The 3,544-nt window shown below is 30.8% G+C and carries 3 protein-coding genes; all 3 read right to left on the reverse strand.

The features are described 5' to 3' along the window. Positions 1–226: 226 nt before the first annotated feature. Positions 227–556 carry a hypothetical protein gene (locus QWJ34_RS26870; protein WP_302732215.1) on the reverse strand — a complete coding sequence of 110 codons (330 nt, stop codon included), beginning with the start codon at positions 554–556 and terminating at the stop codon, positions 227–229. Positions 557–798: 242 nt separating this feature from the next. Continuing rightward, the gene (locus QWJ34_RS26875) at positions 799–2,403 is read right to left on the reverse strand and encodes a hypothetical protein (protein WP_302732216.1); all 1,605 of its coding nucleotides are present in this window, start codon (positions 2,401–2,403) and stop codon (positions 799–801) included. After that, complete coding sequence (locus tag QWJ34_RS26880; protein WP_302732217.1) at positions 2,403–3,428, reverse strand: hypothetical protein; 1,026 nt, start codon at positions 3,426–3,428, stop codon at positions 2,403–2,405. The genes QWJ34_RS26875 and QWJ34_RS26880 overlap by 1 nt, the downstream gene beginning before the upstream one ends. Between the last annotated feature and the right edge of the window lie 116 nt (positions 3,429–3,544).

The following is a 3,544-nucleotide window of genomic DNA, read 5'->3' on the forward strand; positions in this document are numbered from 1 at the left end:
TTCAAGTATTCTCTGCTCTTAAATTGCTCTTAATCAGCCCTTCAGAAGTTGCGCTTAACGTTCCTGTATTCACGACCCGACCCATGTCGGGTGTCTGGCAAATGCCAGACCAAGGGCGTATGCCCGCAGCGTGAATATTATGTTATAAGATGTCCCGTTCTTCTTGGATCGGCATTAATATTCAGTTACTCTGTCTTTACTCCCTTATCTTATTCTTCTCTCGATTTTAGTATTCCTCACCTTCATCCCCTACTACAATGGCTTCAAGCTTACTCGCTATATCTTTCATTTTTTTAATTTGATCCTCACTTGAATATCGAGTTGCTATTTCTCCTTCTCTGAAGGTAAACGTCATTTTGATCTCTTCGTCTTTAATCGTTGTCTTCCATACCGCCATGCCTTCTCCAGACATTCCCATTGTCATCCCATTAGGAAGTGTGATTTCGATATGGTTGCTAGACTCTAACTCTTGATCTTGTTGAATATAATTCGTCCATTCTTTCAATGTAATTGGATGATCTTCATCTGCTCTCTGAATATGTATTTGGTAAGCCATAATAAAATCTCTCCTTCAATTAAATTTTATTGGTTTAGAACTTAATCAGACTTTAAGGGATTTCTTATAACGTTGTTGTATTCACGACCTAGCGAATGCTAGGTGTCCAGCGAATGCCGGACCTAGGACGAATGTCCGCAGCGTGAATATTATGTTATACGATGGAATCTCTTATATGTTTGAATAACATACTCTTATGCTTTGCACAATTTATCCGCTACTTCTGTCTACAGAAAAAATCATCAAATAGAAATACCGAATCTATACAACAAATCTACGAATTTTTCTTTATCTTCGACCCTAAGCAATTTGCTATTAGCATAGTCACTATAATCTATCGCATTTACACCGTCTAAATTTTGATACTTTTCCTTTTCATATTCTTCTTTTTTCAAAGTTGAACTTAATAAGACTTGCTTGTTAAGTTTTTTATATCCTTCAAGCATTTTTTGCTCTTTACCGGTAGATATTTCTCCATCTCTAAATGAGTCAATTATTATAGGGAATTCATGATTAAAATAATCGTTAATAGCCATTGTTTTGCAATAATAAAATTCCTGCTCATCACTACCAGAGTAAGTTTCTTCTCGTTTAGTAAAAAGAGATTCGTATTTGTTATAGGCAATGTCTTCTATACTTTTATAATGCCTATTCATTAAGCTTATAAGCTCTTCAAGCATGTTTTTTTTCTTTTCCTTTGTATCCTCTTCTGTAGTTTCGCTATTACCAATTGTATTTTTTAACCCTTCAATTTCCTTTTGGAGCCGAAATATTTCTCGGCTATATTCTTCTGACGATAGTATTTCGTCTGAATATATTAGAATATCTTGTATCTCAACAGGAGTTTCATTTAGTAGTTTTTTCAAAGATTGTTGTTCTCTATTAATATTATCTTCGTACTCATTTATCAAATTACTCTTCATCAAAATCGATCGCTCTATAGAATGAAGTATTTGACTTCTAACTTCTAAATTGCTTACATCAAACGATAAATTAGAATTAACATATAATATTTTTTCACTCCCACACTCAGCACATATTACTTTTCCTACATCAACTTGATGATTAAAGGATCCAAGTTCACTACGCAAATTTCTTAGTTTGATAACTCTGTTAGTTTCTCTATTCCTCTTTTTTTTAAATTCTGTTATCTTTTCTCTTAAGGAAACCATTGATTTTCTAGTTTCAGAATAAGTCTCTCTATCTGCATATTCATTTATAAACTCATTTAGCAATGGACTCTCTTTTGATATTTTTATAAGCTTTTTATACTTTTTTATGCTTATCTCTTTTTCTTTAATAAGGTTTTTATTATCTTTAATTTGTTCAATAGAAGAATTAGTTATCGGGTAACCATTATAACTACATAACATATTTATAAAGTCGTTCTTGTTATAGTATCCACTTGAAATTACATTTGATGGATTTCTTTTATCTTGTCCAACAAAAAACAATTGATAAAACAGTTGCAAATCTACCATCTTTAATCTCTCGCTTTTTTCGATAGTAGGTAGAGTAAATAAATTCTCATTCAAAAAATACTTGAGTTCGGTTTGACTATCAAAGATTTGAAATATAGATTCACTGATCAACATGAAATTATTATTTTTTCTTAGAAATTCATATTCGACTTTATCTATCTCGATCATCGTATAAAAATAATAATCTTTATAATTAAAGCCTGAGGGAAAAATCGGTTCATTTCCGAGAGCATACATAAGACCTTGAAATAAAACTGTTTTACCTTTGTTGTTGTCGTCGCTATAAATTATATTGACACTTGAGGTTAATCTATCTTCGACAAAAGCCTCTTTTGTATTCCCAATTGCAATTTTCTTAATAATCATTAAAACAATCCTCCTTTTATCATGGAAATGAAATAAATAGAAGCTATCTCATTTAAGGTGAATATTTTTTCTGTAATTTGTATTGGTATTTCTTCATGAATCTGCCTTGGAGTTTTGCTTGGATTAGTTTTTACAGCCTCAATTACATACTCAAAATACTGCCAAAATTCTAACTTTAAATTTTTGTTAAACAAAGTTTCGCTGATTTGGATTTGGCAATCTAAAATAATATCTTGTACTTCCTCTTCGTCTTCTAAATTTTTGATTTCTGAAAAAAAGTTGATAGGGATTGTTTTATTGTTAAAAACATCCATACTTACTAACCTATTGATGATGAGAGATTCTAAATTTTTTCTTCTCAGTATTTTATTGAACCGTAAAATCTCCTTTTTATCTTTAATACTTTCGCCATCTATACATATGTTTTTAATTGAAGACTGCATATCTCTTATTTCATTAAATAAAGATAGATAGAATTCATCACTCCATTGATCTTTCCTTTTAAACTCCACCAAGTTTTTAACGTATTGTATATTTTCATCTTCGGCAATTACAAACAATACTTCATCCAAAAATTTATTTATATCATTGTTTAAATTAGAGTAGCTATTATTTTTCCGACGTATATATTCTTCTTCTAATCCTTGAACAACTTTATTTTTTTTGGAAATTAGTATGTTAGAATATTCAAAAACTTTAAGTGACTCATCTATTAAATATCCTTCTTTTAATTTAGGCATAAAAAATATATAAAAATTAAAAGGTACACTAGATTTATAATTTAGAAATAGTGTTGCTAAAGCAATTCCAATTTTTTTAGGGTTAAGTGATTTCACTCCTTTAGATTGCACATCCCATAACTCATCAACATTCTCACAAGCTCCTGTTACATCATTGAAACAATCAATTATAAACATATCGATAGTAGGACTATCGTCTCTCATACCCATCAAATACAACATTGATTTAGTTTCATAGTCATTTGCAGTAGCGTTATTCTTTTCAGTAGTATCGAATGAGTACAAGATAATACTCCCCTCAAATCAATTTTTAAATTTTAGTTTTTGATTCTGTCGTATAACGTTCACTGTATTCACGATCCGACGTATGTCGGATGTCTGGCGAATGCCGGACCCAGGGC

Source organism: Saccharibacillus sp. CPCC 101409, from assembly GCF_030518235.1.
Lineage (GTDB): Bacteria > Bacillota > Bacilli > Paenibacillales > Paenibacillaceae > Saccharibacillus.